At 71.1% G+C, this 15,869-nt stretch carries 13 protein-coding genes; 5 read left to right on the top strand and 8 right to left on the bottom strand.

What is annotated here, in order from left to right; all coding sequences use genetic code 11:
• Positions 1-158 precede the first annotated feature (158 nt).
• The 3 genes from FS641_RS10750 (at position 159) to FS641_RS10740 (ending at position 3,845) form a co-directional block, all read left to right on the top strand.
• Positions 159-1,604: an MFS transporter gene (locus FS641_RS10750; protein ID WP_260855784.1), complete on the top strand. Its 1,446-nt coding sequence runs from the start codon at positions 159-161 to the stop codon at positions 1,602-1,604.
• Positions 1,605-1,784: 180 nt separating this feature from the next.
• On the top strand, positions 1,785-2,000 hold the full coding sequence (locus tag FS641_RS10745; RefSeq protein ID WP_144763565.1) for a helix-turn-helix domain-containing protein: 216 nt from the start codon (positions 1,785-1,787) through the stop codon (positions 1,998-2,000).
• A gap of 6 nt (positions 2,001-2,006) precedes the next feature.
• The gene (locus FS641_RS10740) at positions 2,007-3,845 is read left to right on the top strand and encodes an ABC transporter ATP-binding protein (protein ID WP_144763564.1); all 1,839 of its coding nucleotides are present in this window, start codon (positions 2,007-2,009) and stop codon (positions 3,843-3,845) included.
• A gap of 5 nt (positions 3,846-3,850) precedes the next feature.
• Here the strand turns inward: FS641_RS10740 and FS641_RS10735 are convergent, their stop codons facing one another.
• From FS641_RS10735 to FS641_RS10720, 4 genes are all read right to left on the bottom strand, one after another.
• Complete coding sequence (locus FS641_RS10735; protein ID WP_144763563.1) at positions 3,851-4,558, bottom strand: hypothetical protein; 708 nt, start codon at positions 4,556-4,558, stop codon at positions 3,851-3,853.
• Positions 4,559-4,626: 68 nt separating this feature from the next.
• On the bottom strand, positions 4,627-5,247 hold the full coding sequence (locus FS641_RS10730; protein WP_144763562.1) for an isochorismatase family protein: 621 nt from the start codon (positions 5,245-5,247) through the stop codon (positions 4,627-4,629).
• Positions 5,248-5,270: 23 nt separating this feature from the next.
• Positions 5,271-6,764 carry a D-alanyl-D-alanine carboxypeptidase/D-alanyl-D-alanine-endopeptidase gene (dacB, locus tag FS641_RS10725; protein WP_144763561.1) on the bottom strand — a complete coding sequence of 498 codons (1,494 nt, stop codon included), beginning with the start codon at positions 6,762-6,764 and terminating at the stop codon, positions 5,271-5,273.
• A 10-nt stretch (positions 6,765-6,774) separates the two neighbouring features.
• Positions 6,775-7,779, bottom strand: coding sequence for a Gfo/Idh/MocA family protein (locus FS641_RS10720; RefSeq protein WP_144763560.1), 1,005 nt, complete (start codon positions 7,777-7,779; stop codon positions 6,775-6,777).
• Between the two features lie 129 nt (positions 7,780-7,908).
• Between FS641_RS10720 and FS641_RS10715 the strand changes: the two genes are divergently transcribed.
• Both FS641_RS10715 and FS641_RS10710 read left to right on the top strand, forming a co-directional pair.
• The gene (locus FS641_RS10715) at positions 7,909-9,588 is read left to right on the top strand and encodes an HAD family acid phosphatase (protein WP_144763559.1); all 1,680 of its coding nucleotides are present in this window, start codon (positions 7,909-7,911) and stop codon (positions 9,586-9,588) included.
• 127 nt (positions 9,589-9,715) lie between these two features.
• Positions 9,716-11,422 (top strand): alpha-glucosidase, encoded by a 1,707-nt coding sequence (locus FS641_RS10710; RefSeq protein WP_144763558.1) that lies wholly within the window; start codon positions 9,716-9,718, stop codon positions 11,420-11,422.
• Positions 11,423-11,522: 100 nt separating this feature from the next.
• On the opposite strand, the gene FS641_RS10705 is transcribed toward FS641_RS10710, so the two are convergent.
• From FS641_RS10705 to FS641_RS10690, 4 genes are all read right to left on the bottom strand, one after another.
• Complete coding sequence (locus FS641_RS10705) at positions 11,523-12,377, bottom strand: ABC transporter permease (RefSeq protein WP_144763557.1); 855 nt, start codon at positions 12,375-12,377, stop codon at positions 11,523-11,525.
• Positions 12,374-13,306, bottom strand: a complete 933-nt coding sequence (locus FS641_RS10700) for an ABC transporter ATP-binding protein (protein ID WP_144763556.1) — start codon at positions 13,304-13,306, stop codon at positions 12,374-12,376. The genes FS641_RS10705 and FS641_RS10700 overlap by 4 nt, the downstream gene beginning before the upstream one ends.
• 105 nt (positions 13,307-13,411) lie before the next feature.
• A complete protein-coding gene (locus tag FS641_RS10695; RefSeq protein ID WP_144763555.1) occupies positions 13,412-13,915 on the bottom strand; it encodes a hypothetical protein in 504 nt (167 codons plus the stop codon).
• Between the two features lie 20 nt (positions 13,916-13,935).
• A complete protein-coding gene (locus tag FS641_RS10690; RefSeq protein ID WP_144763554.1) occupies positions 13,936-15,843 on the bottom strand; it encodes an alpha/beta hydrolase in 1,908 nt (635 codons plus the stop codon).
• Positions 15,844-15,869: the final 26 nt, after the last annotated feature.

Genomic DNA, 15,869 nt, shown 5'->3' with positions numbered 1-15,869 from the left:
GCGACATCCGTCGTACACTGGCCGTTCCGTCACGAGCGGTCCACCACCAACCGAACGCACCCGATCGAACGCCCGCGCCACCTGCGCGAACCGATCGGTGTTCGCCGTCCGGTACCGCTGCGTCGTCCTCGGCGCTCTGCTCGGAGTCCTGAAGCACCATGTCCGCCACCTCGGCTGCACCTGCCCCCGCGTCCGCACCCGCCTCGAACCCGCGCTCCCGCGTCGTCGTCGCGAGCCTCATCGGCACCTCGATCGAGTTCTACGACTTCTACGTCTACGCGACCGCCGCGGTCCTCGTCTTCCCGACGCTGTTCTTCCCGAACGAGGACCCCACGGCGTCGCAGCTGTCCTCGTTCGTCACCTTCGCCCTGGCGTTCTTCGCGCGTCCGGTCGGTTCGATCATCTTCGGCCACTTCGGTGACCGCATCGGGCGCAAGACCACCCTCGTCGCGTCGCTGCTCGTGATGGGCACGGCGACGTTCCTCATCGGGTGCCTGCCGACGTTCGACTCGATCGGCATCTGGGCGCCGGTGCTCCTGGCGGTGATGCGCTTCGCCCAGGGCGTCGGGCTCGGTGGCGAGTGGTCCGGTGCGGCGCTCCTCGCGACGGAGAACGCGCCGAAGGGCAAGCGCGGCCTGTTCGGCTCGATGCCGCAGCTCGGCGCGCCGATCGGCTTCCTGCTCGCGAACGGCCTCTTCATCGTCATCAACGCGGCGATGCCGGCCGGTGCGGACGGCACCCCGAACGCCGACTTCCAGGCGTGGGGCTGGCGCCTGCCGTTCCTGCTCTCCGCCGTGCTCGTGCTCGTCGGGCTCTACGTGCGCTTCCGGCTCGTCGAGTCGACGGTGTTCCGCGGCGTGCAGGAGTCCGGGACCGTCGCGAAGGTGCCGCTCGGCCGGGTGTTCCGCACCTCGTGGCGTGCGCTCATCGTCGGCACGCTCGGCATGGTCGCCACCTACGTGCTCTTCTACTTCATGACGACGTTCACCCTGTCCTACGGCACCACCGGCTCGACCGCCTCCGCCCTGGTCCCGAAGGTGGGACTCGGCTACTCCCGCGGCGAGTTCCTGACGCTGCTCATGATCGGTGTCGTGTTCTTCGGCATCTTCACGCCGATCGCCGGCATCCTCGCCGACCGTTTCGGTCGTCGGAAGACCCTCATCCCGACGACGATCGGCATCGCGCTCTTCGGCCTGACGTTCCAGTTCTGGTTCGCTGCGTCGACCGGCCCGATCACGGTCGTGACGTTCCTCATCGTGGGCCTGTCGCTCATGGGCCTGACGTTCGGCCCGATGGGTGCGCTCCTCCCCGAGCTGTTCCCGACGAACGTGCGCTACACCGGCTCGGCGATCGCGTACAACGTGGCATCGATCCTCGGCGCCTCGCTCGCGCCGACGATCGCCCTGGCGCTGTGGCAGCCCGACGGCACCATCTTCCTCGTCGGGCTCTACCTGACGATCGCCGCGGTGGTCACCCTCGTCGCCCTGCTCTTCGTCCGCGAGACCCGCGGCGGCGACTTCGCCGACGCCGACGGGCCCCGCGTGCCCGCCGACGCATCCGCGTCCGACGGGCACGCGCACACCTCGGGCAGCCTCGCGCCGTAGCCGCGACCGACTGCTCCGCCGACCCCGAACGACGGTGTCGTTGTCGTACGACAACGACACCGTCGTTCTGCGTCGACCGACGATCGTCAACCCGCGTCGACCGACGATCGTCACCTGCGTCGACCGGCGACTGCGTCAACGCAGGTTGACGACACCACGGCGTCAATGTAGGTTGACACCATGGACCGGCCGACGATCACCAGCCTCGCCGCCGGGGCGTCCGGAGACGACCCGTTCTCCGCCCTGGCCAACGTGCGCGAGCTCCGCCGCGAGCTCGACCGCACCGAGGAGCTCGCCGCCCGCCGAGCCCGCAACGCCGGTGCGTCGTGGCAGGAGATCGCCACCCTGCTCGGCGTGAGTCGCCAGGCAGTGCACAAGAAGTACGGCAGAGACTAGGAATCGATGAGCTCCCCCTTCGCCCGACCGAAGAAGACCGACGGTCCCCGCGCCACCTTCGGACGCCTGCTGTCCTACCTGTTCGAGAACAAGCCCGCGATGGTCGTGATCATCGTGCTGAGCATCCTGGGGGCCGGTGCCTCACTCGCGCAGCCCCTGCTCGTCAACCAGGTCGTCACCGCCGTGCAGCACGGCACCACGCTGAACATGCTCGTGTGGGCGCTGGTCGTGTTGGTCATCGTGGCCGGTCTGCTCAACGGCGTCCAGCACTTCCTGCTGCAGCGCGCGGGTGAGGGCGTGGTGCTCTCCACCCGGCGCAAGCTCATCGCGCGGATCCTCAACCTGCCGATCTCCGAGTTCGACACCCGCCGCACCGGCGACCTGGTCTCCCGCGTCGGCAGCGACACGACCCTGCTCCGCGCCGTCCTGACCCAGGGCCTCATCGAGTCCATCGGCGGCATGCTCACCTTCATCGGTGCGATCATCGCGATGGCGGTCATCGACCCGCTCCTGCTCGGCATCACCGTGGCGATCGTCGTCGTCGCGATCGTCGTCGTCGGTGGTCTCAGCCGTCGTATCCGCGTCGCGTCCAAGCGTGCGCAGGAGAAGGTCGGCGACCTCACCGCAGCCGTCGAGCGCGGCATTGGCGCCGTCCGCACCATCCGTGCCGCCGGCGCCACCGAGCGCGAGGTGCGCGAGGTCGACAGCCACGCCACCGAGGCCTACCGGCGCGGCCTCGACATCGCGAAGATGTCCGCGTTCGTCGTCCCCGTGGCGAGCATCGTGATGCAGGTGGCGTTCATCGCCGTCCTCGGCGTCGGCGGAGCCCAGGTCGCCGCCGGGACGATCACGATCGCCACCCTGATCACCTTCATCCTGCTGCTGTTCATGATGATCATGCCGCTCGGCCAGGCCATGGGCGCCGCGGTCGCCGTCGCACAGGCGCTCGGCGCGCTCGGGCGGATCGAGGAGATCCTGCACCTGCCCACCGAGGACCAGGACGACCGTGCGGTGCACCCGGTCGCAGCCGTCGCCACCGACGACGCCATCACGTTCGAGCACGTGTCGTTCCGGTACGCCCGGTCCGCGGACGCGTCCGGTGCTGACGGTGCGACGGGCCGGACGGGAGGCTCGGCTGCCGTCCCGCAGTCCGCCCCCGACGAGCAGGCGGTGCTGCACGACGTGTCGTTCCGGGTACCCCGCGGCTCGCGTGTCGCCCTCGTGGGGCCGTCCGGCGCCGGCAAGTCGACGACCCTCGCGCTGATCGAACGCTTCTACGACCCGACGAGCGGGGTGATCCGCCTCGCGGGACTCGACATCCGCGGCCTCGACCGCGACGAGCTCCGCGCGCAGATCGGCTACGTCGAACAGGACGCCCCGGTGCTCGCCGGCACCATCCGCGCGAACCTCCTGCTCGGATCGCCGAACGCCACCGAGGAGGACTGCGTCCGCGTCCTCGAGGCGGTCAACCTCGGCGACGTGCTCCACCGCGACCCCCGCGGCCTCGACGCACAGGTCGGCGAGGACGGCGTCATGCTCTCCGGTGGCGAACGTCAGCGGATGGCGATCGCCCGCGCACTGCTCGCCGCTCCCCCGATCCTGCTCCTCGACGAGTCGACGTCGTCCCTCGACGGCGTGAACGAGCAGAAGATGCGCCTGGCGATCGACGCCGTCGCGGAGGACCGCACACTGCTCGTCATCGCACACCGACTGTCGACCGTGGTGGACTCCGACGTCATCGTCGTGCTCGAGCACGGCCGGGTCGTCGGGGTCGGGACACACTCCGAGCTCGTCGAGTCCACACCGCTCTACCGGGACCTGGCGAAGCACCAGCTGTTGGTCTGACACCGTCACCCGCGCCCGAGCGCGACGTCGAAGTCGTTGCCGGAGACGTCGACGCGGACACGGTGTTCCGGGTTGCGTGGGCAGATCGCCACCGGTTGCCACTCGGTCACCTCCCGCCGGGTCGTCTTCCCACCCTGGTAGTGGTCGACCCAGGACGCGGGGACCTGCGCGAACCGCAGCTTCCGACCCGGGCAGTGCTCACACTCGGCCGCGAGCCGCAGTCGCCACGGGAAGGTCCGACCGGAACCGTCGCGGATGCCGGCCCACGCACGTGCCCGCCAGTGTCTGGGCAACCGGAGCACGTGCCGACGGAGGAACCGGGCGGACGAGAACCCGGCCACGCCCACGGCGACGAGCACGACCCCGCCGAGCAGCCACGCCACCGTCCACGGGTCGGTCGGCGGTGCCGAGGACAGTCCGTCACGGAACGCCGCCACGGCCTGCCACACGCTGGTGACACCGGTCGCGAAGCCGATCAGCGTCACCACTCCGGACATGATCCCGATCCAGGTCGCCGTCACCGGGACACGCGAGGCCTTCGCGATCGTGAAGTTGCGCTTCCGGCCGTCGTCGTCGGCGAACCCCGTGATGACGATCCCGGTGTTGCCGTCGCCGATGTGGATGCCGCCGCCGGCCACGACCGGACCGTGCGCGTCGCCCTCGACGTGCACCTGGTTGCCGTCGCCGTTGCTGGTCGTGCTGTTCCCGCCCATGTCCCCTCCGAGCTCGTCCGCTGATGTATCAGCAGACGGTACTCCGGAGGACCGACAGAACGGAAGCGTCAGAGCAGGGCGCCCCCGGGGTTCGCGAGCCCCTCGTCCATGTCGCTGGGCTCGACGTGGCCGCCGGCGTCGGCGATCTCGGTCAGGGCGGCCTCGCTCCGCGCCGGGTCGACCCCGACGACCATGTCCGGGTACACCGTCACGTCCAGGCCGGCGTCGAGCCCGTCGAGCGCCGTCGCCCGGACGCAGTGGTCGGTGGCGATGCCGACGATGTCGATCGCGTGCACCTCGCGCGCCGTCAGGAGCTCCAGCAGCCCCTCGCCGGACTCGGTCGTCGCCTCGAACGCCGAGTACGCCGGTGTCCCCTGCCCCTTGCGGACGTGGACGTCGATCGGCGCGGTGTCGAGTCGCGGGTGGTACTCGGCGCCGGGCGTCCCGGCAACGCAGTGCACCGGCCAGGTGGTCCGGTGGTCCGGTGCGGTGCCGACGGCGAAGTGGCCGCCGTTGTCGTCGTCGCCGTGGTGCCAGTCCCGCGAGCCGACGATCAGGTCGTACTCGTCGGCGTGCCGCCCGAGGAACGCCGTCACCCGCACGGCCAGCTCGGCGCCCCCGACCACACCGAGCGCACCGCCCTCGGTGAAGTCGTTCTGCATGTCGACCACGATCAGCGCCCTGCTCACGGCTCCATCCAACACCAGACCGGTCAGGAGTTCGTGAGCGCGTTCCCGCAGGAGTACGCCGCCGCGGTCACGGCGTCGAGCGCCGGGAGCGCGGCCGCCCGCGGGGACCCGATGGCGTAGAACGCGAAGGTCAGACGCGTGCCGTCGGCGGCGTCGATGTAGCCGCCGAGGGTGTTCGCACTGTCGATCCAGCCGGTCTTGGCGTGCACCTTGCCGCGTGCGACCGCGTTCGCGCCGGTGAAGCGGCTCGCGAGGGTGCCGGACTGCCCGGCGACCGGCAACGCCTGTGCGAGCGTGCCGAGGCCCTTCGCGCCGGCGGCCACCTGGACCATGAGGTGCGCGACGAAGTCCGGGGAGACGGCGTTCGACGCGCTCTCGCCCGACCCGTCCTTGATCACGATCCCGGACGGGTCGACGCCGTAGGAGCCGAGCGCCTTCTGGTACACGCCGGTGAGCGACGCGGCCGAGCCGTCCGACCCGGACTCCCGCGACGAGATCCGTGCGAGCATCTCGGCGAGCGTGTTGTCCGAGTTCGGGATCATCTGCCCGATGAGCGTCGAGACCGGCTGCGAGGACACCTGCGCGATGACGGACTGGCTCGTCGTCGCCCGCTTCACGATCTGCGCGTTCGCCGCGCCGACGACGCCGGCGTTCGCGAGCGCCGTGCGGAACGCCGCACCCGCTCGTCCGACGGGGTCCTGCGAACGGGGCGAGGTCGCCGCGGCGGGGTTGGCCCGGTCACCGTCGACCATCAGCGCCGTCACCTCCGGCTGGTAGCCGATCGTGCGCTCGCTGACCGGCCAGGTCGGGTCCCAGGCGTCGGCGTCGTTCCAGTACGTGTCGTCGGTGACGATCGTCCCGACCGCGGTGTCGCCGAGCTTCGCCTTGACCTGCTGCGCGAGCTGCGCCAGGGTCGGCGCACCCGGGTAGACGGTCGCTCCACCGACCGAGAGCGTCGCGTCACCGTGGCCGACGATCGCGATCGTGCCGTTGCCCTCGTCCGTCACCGTGGTCGGGATGGTGTGGTCGCCGCCGAGGACCGCCAACGCGGTCGCCGTCGTGAGGGTCTTCATGACGCTGCCGGTCTGCGCCGCGGTGTCGCCGTTCCGCGAGAACAGCATCTGGCCCGTCGAGGCGTTCATGACGTAGCCCTCGAAGCGGCCGAGTCCGGCGGCGGAGGCCACACCCGCGATGGAGCAGGTCTTCAGCGCCGTCGGTCCGGGTGCGTCCGACGGCACGGTGCGTGGCGGGATCGTCGGCGTCGGGGTGCCACTGGCGACGGGCGTCGCGGACGCGCTGCCCGTGGCGGACGACGCGGTGGCCGGCGCTCCGGAGGCGGTGGCGCCGTCGGTGCCGGGCGCGGTCGCCGCGGCGACCGCCACGGCACCACCGGACCCCAGGACGAGGACGGCGGCCAGGCCGCCGGCCACCCACGGCAGGGGCTTCTGCGCGATCGACCCGCGGATCGCGGTGAGCGCACTGCGGAGGCGTTCTGGGACGGACTCGTGCTCGGACATCCAGGCGATCCTACGGAACTGCGGGAGCAGCCTCCAGACCGTCTGCCGGGTAGGTGACGCCGACTTGCCGACGCGCCTCGTCCATGACCGCCATCACCGCGACGGTCTGCTCGGGTTCGATCACGGCGACGGTGCGGGCGCCGGAGGCGACCATCGCCTCGAACGCGCGGGCTTCGTGCGCGTAGCCGGCGAGCTCCTCGCGGCCGTCGTACTCCTCGACGACTGCGCCGTCGCGGTCCCGCACACGCCAGGTCGTCGGCGTGTACCAGGTCGAGTCGATGTCGATCCTCCCGGCGTCACCGATCACCGACGCGGTGTTCGGGCTCCGCAGCTCCATCGAGAAGTGCACGGTCGACTGGGCGCCCCCCGGGTGGGTCATCACGACGCCCATCTGCGTGTCCACCCCCTGCGGACTCCGCGTGCCGAGGGCGACCACGTCGGACGGGGCGCCGAGCACGTCCACCGCGAAGGAGATCGGGTAGACGCCGAGGTCGAGGATCGCCCCGCCACCCAGCGCCGGGTCGCGGAGCCGGTGGTTCGGGTCGGTCGGCAGCGCCTGGTGGTGCGTCGCCTCGACGAGTCGGGGCGTGCCGATGCGCCCCTCGGCGATCACCTGCCGGATCATCCGCATCTGCGGCAGGAAGCGAGTCCACATCGCCTCGACCACCGCGACGTCGGCACGGTGCGCGGCATCGAACACCGCCCGTGCCTCGCCGGCCGTGATGGTGAAGGCCTTCTCGACGAGGACGTGCTTGCCGGCCGCGATCGCGAGCAGGGCGTCGTCGGCGTGCCGCGAGTGCGGCGTCGCGACGTACACGGCGTCCACCTCCGGGTCGGCCACGAGCTCCTCGTAGCTGCCGTGCGCCCGCGGGATGCCGTACTCGTCCGCGAAGGCCGCCGCGCTCTCGCGGGTCCGACTGCCGACCGCGACGAAGTCCACCCCCGCTCGGCTGCAGTCGCCCACGAAGGACCGGGCGATTCCGCCGGTGCCGATGACTCCCCAACGAATCGTCATGCGCCATGTCTACCAGCGCCGGCCGGGTGTCCACATCCAGCACTTCGATGTGGACTACACGGCGGATTGCCAGCTACGGTGCTCTCACGTCCCCCGTCCGGGGGCCGACCACCGAAGATCAGGACCTCCATGCGTCGATCCGCGTCTGCCTCCCGGTTCCTCTCCGTCGCCGCTGTCGGCGTCGCGTTCGTCGTCGGGTCGAGCGTCCTCGGCGCGTCCCCCGCGACGGCGCACGGCTGGGGCCACCCCGGACACGGACCGGATCCGGACGCCGCACTCGCTCCGAGGACGTCGTTCACGATGGCGGCGGACGGGTCCTCCGGCGCCACCCAGGGCGGCGAGGGCATCCCGAACATCGACTCGGTGAAGAAGACGATCGCGACGTACTACGGCGATCCCGGAACCGGCGTCGCCAACAAGTCGGACTCCCCCTACATCCGCGAGATGCGGTCGATCGTGCAGCGTCAGACCGCCGAGCTGCGCCAGATCCACGACCGCGCCGTGCGCCGGGGACAGAAGCCGGCGATCGTCCTCGACGCGGACGACACGACACTCTGGACCTACGACATGGAGGTCGCGGACATGCACTTCGTGTTCGACCCGGCCGAGCAGGACGTCTGGGTTCAGGACCAGCGCTTCCCCGCCACCCCGTCGATGGTCGACTTCGTCAACACCGCGTCCGACATGGGGTTCACGGTCTTCGGACTCACCGGCCGGAACGACGACCAGAAGGCCGCGACGCTCGGCAACCTGACCGAGGTCGGCTACCGGGGGTTCACCGCCGACAACTTCTTCACGAAGTGGACCGGCATCGGTGCATCGCAGCAGCCGTCGTACGTCACCTGTGCCGCAGCGTCCTGCACGACCGTCGAGTACAAGGCGCAGACCCGCAGGCACATCGAGCAGGACCTCGGCTACGACATCACGCTCAACATCGGCGACCAGTGGAGCGACCTGCAGGGTGGGTTCGCGGACCGGAGCGTGAAGCTGCCGAACCCGACCTACTTCCTGCCCTCCGCAGACCTGCCCGGGGTCTCCGAGCCCTGGCTCGCTCCGCGCACGCACTTCACGATGGCGGCGGACGGGTCTTCCGGCTCCACCCAGGGCGGCGAGGGCATCCCGAACATCGACTCGGTGAAGAAGACGATCGCGACGTACTACGGCGATCCCGGAACCGGCATCGCCAACACGTCGGACTCCCCCTACATCCGCGAGATGCGGTCGATCGTGCAGCGCCAGGCTCCGGTGATCGCCGCCCAGTGCGCGGTCGGCCGAGCCCGGCACACGAACCCCGCGATCGTCCTCGACGCGGACGACACGACGCTCTGGACCTACGACATGGAGGTCGCGGACATGCACTTCGTGTTCGACCCGGCCGAGCAGGACGTCTGGGTCCAGGACCAGCGCTTCCCCGCCACCCCGTCGATGACGTCACTCGTGTCGGTCGCCCAGCGTTCCGGCTGCACCGTCATCGGTCTCACCGGCCGGAACGACGACCAGCAGGCCGCGACGATCGCGAACCTGCAGAAGGTCGGGTACCCGGCGTTCAGCGCCGAGCAGCACGGGACGCAGACCTACTACACGAAGTGGACCGGGGTCGGTGCCTCGCAGCAGCCGTCCTGGATCCGGTGTGCCACCGCCAAGTGCACGACGGTGGAGTACAAGTCGCAGACCCGCGCACACATCGAGTCGCCGGCCGGTGGTCGCTACGACGTGGTCGCGAACGTCGGCGACCAGTTCAGCGACCTGCTGGGCGGGTCGGCCGACCGTGCGGTGAAGCTGCCGAACCCGACGTACTACCTGCCGTGAGCGCGTAGCGTCCGAGGTGACCGACAGTCGGCCGCCGGACACGCCAGGCACACGACCTGGCGCGTCCGGCGGCCGGTGCACCACGAGCGCGCGACGGGGCGCGTCCGAGCACGAGGAGGCGCCTGACGTGAGCGGGTCAGATCCAGCAGACCGGACGGAACCCTGGTGGACGGACGCCGTCGTCTACCAGGTCTACCCGAGGAGCTTCGCCGACGGGAACGGCGACGGCGTCGGCGACCTGGCCGGGATCCGCCAGCACCTCGACCACATCGCCGACCTCGGTGTCGACGTCATCTGGCTCTCCCCCGTCTACCGGTCACCGCAGGCCGACAACGGGTACGACATCAGCGACTACGAGGACATCGACCCGCTGTTCGGGACGATCGACGAGTTCGACGCGCTCCTGGTCGAGGTGCACCGGCGCGGGATGAAGCTCGTCATGGACCTCGTCGTGAACCACTCGAGCGACCGGCACCCGTGGTTCCAGGCCGCGAAGCGCTCGCGGAGCTGCCCGAAGCACGACTGGTACATCTGGCGCGACCCGGTGGACGGCCACGAACCGAACGAGTGGCGTGCCGCGTTCGGTGGGCCGGCGTGGTCGTGGGACCCCGGCACCGGCCAGTACTACCTGCACATGTTCACCCCGCAGCAGCCCGACCTCAACTGGGACGACCCGGACATGCGGTCGGCCGTGTACGCGATGATGAACGGTTGGCTGGACCGCGGCGTCGACGGCTTCCGGATGGACGTCATCAACCACATCGCGAAGGACCCGGCGGCGCTGTCCGACGGCAGCGCCGCGTACGTGATGCAGCCGCGCATCCACGACCACCTGCGCGAGATGCACGAGCGGGTGTTCGCCGGACGGGACGCCCTGCTCACCGTCGGGGAGATGCCCGGTGTGACCGTCGAGGACGCCGCACGCTTCACGGACCCGGCGCGACACGAGCTCGACATGGTGTTCCAGTTCGAGCACGTGGGCCTCGACCACGGCCCGTCAACGAAGTTCGACAACCGGCCCTTCGACCTGCCCGAGCTGAAGGCGTCCCTCGCCCGGTGGCAGGACGGCCTGGCGGAGGTCGGCTGGAACTCGCTCTACCTCGGCAACCACGACCAGCCGCGGGCAGCGTCGCGGTTCGGCGCGGCAGCGGTGGCGGCGGCCGCTGGTCTCGACGCCGACCCGCTCGCGTTCCGCTACGAGTCCGCCACGCTCCTCGCGACCGTGCTGCACCTCCACCGAGGCACGCCGTACGTCTACCAGGGCGACGAGATCGGCATGGTGAACGCCGGGTTCCGTTCGATCGACGAGTACCGCGACGTCGAGTCGCTCAACTGGTTCCGCGGCGCCGTCGGGCGGGGGATGCCGATCGCCGCCGCACTCGAGGCCCTGGCCGTCCGGAGTCGCGACAACGCCAGGACCCCGATCCCGTGGGACGACAGCGAACCGGCCGGCGGGTTCTCGAGGACGACCCCCTGGATCGGCATGGGGCAGGGCTGGCCGACCGTGACGGTGGCCGCGGACCGCGCGGCGGGTGACCGCTCGGTCTACGAGCACCACCGGCGGCTCATCGACCTCCGGCACACGTCGAGGACGGTCCGGCTCGGCGCGTTCGCGCTGCTCGAACCGGACCACCCGTCGCTCTGGGCGTTCACCCGACGCCTCGCCGATGCGTCGGAGCCAGCGCTGGCCGTGGTCGCGAACCTGTCGTCGTCACCGCTCGAGCTGCCGCGGTCGATCGTGACACGGCTCGGTGCGTGCGTCCTCGGTAACCTCGCGGACCCCGAGACGGGCGCGCTGCGCCCGTGGGAGGCACGGGTCCACGAGTTCGCGTGAGCCCCGCTGCTGCTCGTCTCCGTGCGCCGGACGGGAGGCTCGGTGCACGTCCGGCACCGAGCCTCCCGTCCGGCGCGGCAGCGCCCGTGTTCCCGTCGGATCAGACGTCGCGTCGCTTCGCGAGCACGAGGGCGGCGGCGCCGACCACGACGACCTCGGCGAGCAGGACCGCGAACCCGCCCCACCCGTTCAGCACCAGACCCGGCTGCGCCGGCTGCTGCGCACCCGACGAGTACGCGTACAGCTGTCCGCCGGCGTCGGAGGGCAGGAAGCGGGCGACGTCGCTGAGCCACTGCGCACCGAGCAGGCTGGACAGCAGCGACAGGATCACCGGCAGCACGAGCAGGACGCCGAGCGTGATGGCGATCCCGCCTGCGCTCGACCGGACGAGCAGCCCGATGCCGTAGGCCAGCAGTGCCAGGAGCGTGACGTACACCGACGACCCGAGGATCGGCAGGAAGACGGCGGGGTCGGCCAGGTCACCGTGCACGCCGTTGCCGGCCAGCAGCGGTGCCGCGACGAGCACGCCGATCCACGTCGCCACGACGCTCACCAGGAACGTCGTCACGGCGAGCACGGAGGCCTTCGCGAGGACGACTCCGACCCGACCGGGATCGGCCGTGAACGTCGACCGGATCTGGCCGGTGCCGTACTCCCCCGTGATGATGAGGACGCCGAGGACACCGACGACGAGCGCGGTGAACGTGACGCCGGCGGTGTTCATGCTGACGAGGATGCTGTTCGCCTGGTCGCCCCGGACGTCGGGGCCGCCCCGGTTGACGAACAGTCCGAGCAGCACCGCCATCGCGATCGTGAGCACGACGAGGATCGCGTAGCACCAGACGGTGGAGCGGATGCTGCGGAGCTTGATCCACTCGCTCCGGACGAGCCTGGTCGCGGAGAGGTGCGCGCCGGGCATGGTGTCCCGGGTGGTCGCGGCGTGCTGGGCGGTCATCGGGTGCCCTCCGATCGGTACTCGACGTCGTCGCGGGTCAGTGCCATGTAGGCCTCCTCGAGGCTCGCGCCCTGCGGGGTGAGTTCGTGGAGCACGATCCCGGCGCCGGCGGCGATCGCCCCGACCGTCGGGGCATCCGGTCCGACCACGAGGAAGGAGCCGTCCTCCCGGGCCGTCACAGCGGCGTCCGAGCCGATCGCGGCGAACAGCTGTTCGGGCGACGGCGTCCGGACGACGACCCGCGCACCCCCGCCGGTTGCGCCGCCCGCACCCCCGGCGCCCGCGACGAACTCGGCGATCGGTGCGTCGGCGAGGACTCTGCCCCGGCCGAGCACCACGACGCGGTCCGCGGTCTGGGCCATCTCGCTCATCAGGTGACTGGAGAGGAACACCGTCCGACCGTCCGCAGCCATCCGGCGGGCGAGCTGCCGCACCCAGAGCACCCCGTCGGGGTCGAGGCCGTTCACCGGCTCGTCGAGGATCAGGGTCCTCGGGTCGCCGAGGAGCGCGGCGGCGATGCCGAGCCGCTGCCCCATGCCGAGCGAGAACCCACCGACGCGTTTCCGGGCGACGGAGTCGAGCCCGGTCATGTCGATGACCTCGTGCACCCGCGCCTTCGGGATGCCGTGCGTCGCTGCGAGGGAGAGCAGGTGGTTGTACGCGCTGCGCCCGGAGTGCACGGCCTTCGCCTCGAGCAGGGCTCCGACCTGCCGGAGCGGGTCACGGAAGGTCTGGTACGGCCGCCCGTTCACCACGGCGCGACCGGCGGTCGGCCGGTCCAGCCCCATGATCATGCGCATCGTGGTGGACTTCCCCGCGCCGTTCGGCCCGAGGAAGCCGGTCACGCTGCCCGGGCGGACGACGAAGGAGACGTCGTCCACGGCGAGCTTCGGACCGTAGCGTTTGGTGAGATGGTCGACTTCGATCACGCGGCCACGCTACGGGGGCCGGGGCGCCGAGCGCGTCATCCTTGCGTACGAGATACCGCATGCAACCCTCCACCCTGCGGTGGAGGGCAGTCCCCGTCGACGACGTCAGGCGCCGCCTCGGACCATCGTCGCGTAGTCGCCTTCGGCGCACTCGGACTCGCCGGTGATCGCGTAGCCACGGGGATCGGCGGTGAAGTCGACGGTGGTCGTCGGGCCGCCCGTTCCGCGGACCCCGAGGATCGGGTCCTGGCCACCGCTCTGGTAGCGCTCCGTGGTCACCCCGCGCTGCTTCCAGAGCTGCTCGAGCGTGTCCACGTCGGCCTTCGGGTCACCTGCGTCCGACCGGTCGACGATGTAGACCCACGAGACTCCGTCGTCGCCCGCGCCCGTCGTGCACTTGCTCAGGCCCGGCCCCTGTCGGGGCTTCCAGTCGCCGCCGAGCGCCGCTGTGGAGCGGTCGACGAAGTCGACGATGGACTGCTTCGCGTCGTCGGGCTGGACGGCCGTCGCGCTCGACTCGTTCGGTTGCACCGGTGTTCCTCCGCAGCTGGTCAACAGGAGTGTCGTGGCCGCGAGGACCGCGGTCGCGACGAGGGTCTTGGCGATCATCGCTCTCTCTTCTGGCGCGCTCACGGCGTCGGCTGCCGGTGGGCGTACTGCTCATCGAACCACGTCGGCTCCGGTGGCCGTGCTTCCGTCATCCGGTCGGGCTGCCCGGTGGTGGCGTAGGCCACGTTCCGGAGCGACTCGGTGCCACGGTCGAGGTACCCGGTGTTCCCTCCGGTGTGCACCCCGTGGTCGGTCACCCCCTTCAGCGAGTCGTCGCCGTCGGCCCCGAACGTCGTCGAGCCGAAGTCCGGGTCCGTGGGGTCCTTGTGGTGGTCGGTGCTGTGGTCACGGCCGATGTGCGCCCACTGGTCGCCCTGGTCGCGTTCGACGAGCGGCGTGACGTCGCGCGCCTGCCCGGAGTACATGTGCGTCGCGTGGATCGACGACGCCGACGGGATGTCGTCCGGGATGCCCGCCGATGCGACGGTCGTGAACGTGTCGACGTGCACGTCGGACTCCGTCAGCGCGATCGACGCGGTCGTCGTCCCGTACGAGTGGGCGACGACGTTCGTGTGCACCAGGGAGTTGCTCCGCGCAGCGTCGAACCCGCGCAGGGCGTCGGCGAGGTGGTCGGCGCCCTTCTCGGCGTAGTCGGAGTGGAACACGCCGAGGTCCACGTTCCCGTTGCCCGGGATCGGTGGCGCCTTGTACCCCATCCACGCCACGACGGCGTGGTTCGGGTCGCCGTGCACGGTCGCCTGCTCGTTGTAGACGTTCTGCGCGGCATCGGTCCAGTCGGACATCTTCTCCGTGCTCGACCCCATCCCCGGGATCGCCCACGTGACGTTCGTCGCCGTGTCGAGGTTCCCGATCGAGATCGCGGCGAGCGGCGGCGAATCGGTCGTGAGGGAGATCAGCGTCCGGCCGGGTCCTGGGTGGGTCTTGTCGTCGAGCGTCGCCGTGATGTCACGGAGCGCCGGGAGGTCGGGGCCGTGGTTCCGCTCGGCGGCGGCGAGGCGAGCGTCGAGCACGGCTCGGTTGGCGACGCCGCGGGCCCAGTACGGCGTCCCCTCGAGGTTCCCGATCTGCGCGAGGACCGCCAGCGGCAGGGCCTTGAGGTCGGCGACGTCGTCGGGGCTCCCGCCCGCCCAGTCCAGCGCACCCCACCGCGAAGCGACCTCGCTCGGCGACAGCCCGGCGGCCAGCAGGTCGCGGAGCGCCGTCGGGAGGGCGCCGGACAGCACGATGTCGAGCGCGGCGTCCGCGACGGAGTGACCGCCCCCGGCCCGGTCGAACGCATCCGCGATCTGGTCGGCCCACGCTGCATCAGCCGCGTTCTCGGTCAGCAGTCGCTCGAAGCCGCCGAGGAACGTGGCGCTGTCGACGGGTGCCCAACCACAGGTGGCGACGAAGGTCGACCACGCGGTCTGGAGCTGATGGAGCTCCTCGTTCGCGGCGGTGTCCGCAGCCCGCGACTCCCTGGCGAACGACCGCAGCCGACTCGGGTCAGCGGAACTCCGACCGTTGGTCCCGCCGCCGGCTGACCTGCTCCGCTCCTGCGGCGAGAACGACGCGTCGATCGGCGTCGGACGGATCGGCGTGTCCGGCGGCTGCGGGTCCAGCAGGCCCTCGCCCCACGCAGTCACGGCGTGCACCGTGTCGGCGGCCACCGCCACCCGACGAGCCTGGTCGCGGGCCTCCCACGCGGCGTGGTCCGCGAGCCGCTTCCGCTCACGCTCGGCCTCGGCCGCGACGGTCCGGACCTGCGAACGGAGGTCCGAGAGCACGGATGCGAGCTTCGGACGATCCGTCGACTCGGCGAGCGCCGCGGCAGCGAACCGGTCCGCGTACGCGCCGGAGAAGTCCGTCGATGCGTCGTCCGCGGCGGCGCGACGTGTACCGCTCTGTCCGCGGAGCCGGTCCGCCGCCGACCCAGCAGCCGTCTCCAGGTTGCTCGCCGCGGCGTCGTCGAACTCGATCGCCCCCATGTGTCCCCCTCGTCCCCACCGACGAC

The organism is Curtobacterium sp. 9128 (assembly GCF_007673775.1).
In the GTDB taxonomy this organism is placed as follows: domain Bacteria; phylum Actinomycetota; class Actinomycetes; order Actinomycetales; family Microbacteriaceae; genus Curtobacterium.
The sequence above is the reverse complement of the archived record's forward strand: the minus strand, read 5'-3'. Positions and strand labels throughout refer to the sequence as shown.